The 3,191-nt window shown below is 68.3% G+C and carries 4 protein-coding genes; 2 read left to right on the top strand and 2 right to left on the bottom strand.

Annotated elements, in window-relative coordinates:
* On the top strand, positions 1 to 436 hold a 436-nt coding region (locus VIR15_RS10880), incomplete at its 5' end, for a sensor histidine kinase (RefSeq protein ID WP_331927496.1).
* A gap of 212 nt (positions 437 to 648) precedes the next feature.
* Here the strand turns inward: VIR15_RS10880 and VIR15_RS10875 are convergent.
* Positions 649 to 1,314 carry a helix-turn-helix domain-containing protein gene (locus VIR15_RS10875; RefSeq protein ID WP_331927495.1) on the bottom strand — a complete coding sequence of 222 codons (666 nt, stop codon included), beginning with the start codon at positions 1,312 to 1,314 and terminating at the stop codon, positions 649 to 651.
* A 459-nt stretch (positions 1,315 to 1,773) separates the two neighbouring features.
* Here VIR15_RS10875 and VIR15_RS10870 point away from each other — a divergent pair, with 459 nt between their 5' ends.
* Positions 1,774 to 2,088: a DUF4282 domain-containing protein gene (locus VIR15_RS10870; RefSeq protein WP_331927494.1), complete on the top strand. Its 315-nt coding sequence runs from the start codon at positions 1,774 to 1,776 to the stop codon at positions 2,086 to 2,088.
* Between the two features lie 124 nt (positions 2,089 to 2,212).
* On the opposite strand, the gene VIR15_RS10865 is transcribed toward VIR15_RS10870, so the two are convergent.
* Positions 2,213 to 3,191 (bottom strand): ABC transporter permease (locus VIR15_RS10865; RefSeq protein WP_331927493.1); only part of this gene is annotated, 979 nt, incomplete at its 5' end.

Here is a 3,191-nt window from a genome sequence, read left to right as displayed (position 1 = left end):
CGACGTCGCGGAACTGCTCGCCGACGTCGTGCGGGCAGCCGGCCAGGCCCGAGTGCCAGTCAGGGGCGCTTCTCGGCTAATCCCGGGCACCATACGCGCCGCGATGCCCGAGGCAGACCTGCGCCGGGCCCTCTCGAACCTGGTCGACAACGCTGTGCGCCACGCCGCGACGAGCGTCGTGGTGGCCGCCGCTCGGACCGGTCACACCGTGCGGGTCACGGTGACCGACGATGGCCATGGCGTCCCGGTCGAGGACCGGCTGCGGGTCTTCGAACGCTTCACCCGGCTTGACGAGGGCCGCGACCGCGACAGCGGCGGATCAGGCCTCGGCCTCGCCATCACCAGGGCGCTAGTCCGGCAGGCCGGGGGTGACGTCTGGCTCGAGGACGCGGCCCCAGGAACCCGAGCCGTCATCTCAGTCCCCGCTGTCCGATAATCTCCCCCGCGACGCCGGCCTACCTTCCCCGCTGCTGCCGAAGCGGCCCACATACTCACTTTGGGGCCTCCGTGCCCCGGTTGTCGAAACCAGATCGGGGTTCGCCACCACGTCCAGGGTCAATTGGCCCTGCTTGCGGGGGCCACGGAGCGGGCCAGCCGCCGGGAGCGGCAGCAACGTCGATGGTCTCCGGTCCGCATTCATGGATGCGCTCATCGGTACGCCTGCAGCAGATCGCCCAATGCGCGGCGGCCGACGCCACGCAGACGGGGGTTGGTGCTGGTTGCCGCGTCCAACGCGGCCACGGTCGTGGTGCCAACGAGGTCGCGGACTCGAGCGAAGTCGAAGCCGGTCGTGCGCAGCACGACAGCCCCACCCGCCTCGGCGCGCAGACCGAGGGTGCGCACCGTCGCGTCGAGGTCGGACTCGGCAAGGTAGCCGTCGACGCTGTCGTCCACCGCGTCGGTGATCCCGAGTAGTAGAAGGTTGGTCGAGGTGATCAGTTGGCGTAGTCGGGGCAGCGCGGCACGGTGTGCCTCAAAGGGGTGCACGCGAGCGCGGTCACGCATCCGCGTCAGCAGCTCGTCGGCGTCGCTCATTTCGCGCAGGATTGAGCGCAGGCGTGAGGCTTGCGTGGCACCCAGCCACTCGGGGTCCTGTCCTGACAGGATCGCCACCGTTCCCCAGGCTGTGTGCTCGGCCCAGGCGCGCGTGCGGCCCTGACGCTGGGACTGGAGGTAACGGTCGACCGAGTGACGATCCACCAACCCGCGAGCGACGCGGGTGATGGCCCCGGAGTCGGCAAGGCGGCGGGCATGACGAGTCGAGACCGAGAGGGTGCTCGCTGTCTCCTCTATGGTGAGGAAATCTCCGGACATCACAGATAGTGTCCGGGACCTAATCTGTAAAGAGGGATTGAACCTTTGGGATAGCCGATGCGGAGGCGTGGCGGGTCAGCGAGTGGCGGAGGCCCTCCATCACGCCTCGAGACGTTGCGCGAGCTCGAGGCCATGCATCAGGTCGATCCGGGCTCCTCAGATTCCGTGTGCGGGATGGATGTCATCCTGCTGAGCTATTGACCGGGCGAGAACGCTTCCACGCCGCGGTCCTCGTTGTGCCTCTAGGCTCGTCGACTGTCAGCATCCGAATCCGATTGAGCCCCAACGGAGAGAATCAGCATGAGTGATCAGCACGAGCCCGGTCTGTTCGACCCAGAAGCGTCACAACCGTCGTACGGCCAGCCCGTAGACCCCACAACACCGATCCCGTCGTCGACGACAGCGCCGCCGTCACCCGAGCCCACGCGGTCCGCGACACGACTGCAGGCGGGCTCATCCATGGATGGTGCCCTGGGTGCGGCCCGCGACACGAAGGGTTTCCTGCCGGCGCTCTTCGACTTCACCTTCACCCACTTCGTCACCCCGAAGCTGGTCCGCTTCGTCTACCTGCTGGCGACGATCGCACTCGGGATCGCTTGGCTCTTCTGGCTTTTCGTCGGCTTCGCCCGGGGCGCGGGCACCGGACTCGCAGTGCTCATCCTGGGACCGATCCTCCTCATCATCTACCTCGCCATCATCCGCATGACGCTCGAGTTCTACCTGTCGATCGTGCGGATGAGCGAGGACGTCCACCACCGCCTGCCGCAGGCCTGACCGACGACAGCGGCATACGGCGCACTCAATCGAGTGAACAACTTCGGGACCCGAAAGTTGTTCACTCGATTGGGTTCACGGGATGCCGTATGCCGCTGAGCTCGCCCCGTGCCCAAGGGCGCCACTACATGGCGCGGGCGAGGCTGCGACGCAGCAACCATGCGCCCACGGCCAGGGCGACGGCGGCCATGGCGGTGAGGACGCCGAGCTGCGGGAGGATGTCGACCAGCGTCCCGTCGTGTCGCTGGATCTCGGCGAAGGCCTCATAGGCCCACGCGTGCGGAGTCAGCTTGGACACGGTGCGCATCGTGTCGCTGAACAGCTCGAGGGGGACCATCCCGCCGCCCAGGCCGGCCATGACCAGGCCCAGGCCGACGCCGACCCCTGAGGCGGCACCCTCGTTGTCGATGAGCGAGCCGAGCACCATCGCCGCACCCGCGGACACGGCCGAGAAGGCCACGAGGACAAGTGCGGTCAGCCAGAGGTTGCCCCAGTCGACCCCGAAGAGCAGGGCGGTCGCCACGGCGATGTAGACCGCCTGGAAGAGGGCGATGGTGAAGCGACCGCCTGCTTGGCCGAGGAGGACCTGCGTGTTCGAGACGGGCGCCGCCAACGCGCGCGCGATGACGCCCTGCCGGCGCGCCTGGATGAGGGTGGCCGACCCGGCGAGCGACGAGAGGAAGGTGAAGAGCAACACCATCGACGACGCGCCGAGGTCGAACTGCCCCAGACCGGAGAACTCCTTGGCCAGCTCGTCGACGTCCTCGACGTGGACCGTCGGCGCGGTGACCTGGGTGCGCGCTGCCGCAATGGCACTCTCGGCCGCCGGTGTTGTCACACCGCGCGTGACGAGCGCCGCGACCTGCGCCCGGTCGAGCTCGACTTTGTCGACCGCTGCTCGGACGATCTGCTGCACGGCGATGGACGCCGACTGCGAGCTCGGTAGCATCTCCAGCTCGACAGGCTGGCCGGCCGCGAAGGCGGCGTTGGACCCGTCGGGGAAGCGCAGGCCGACCGTCGTGCGACCCCTCGAGACCTCCTCGACGATGTCGTCCCAGTCGCCGAAGGCCACGGTGGACTTGCTGGCCTCCAGCTCGGTGACG

Source organism: Intrasporangium sp., from assembly GCF_036566125.1.
GTDB lineage: Bacteria > Actinomycetota > Actinomycetes > Actinomycetales > Dermatophilaceae > Intrasporangium.
This window is presented reverse-complemented; position numbering and strand designations above follow the sequence as displayed.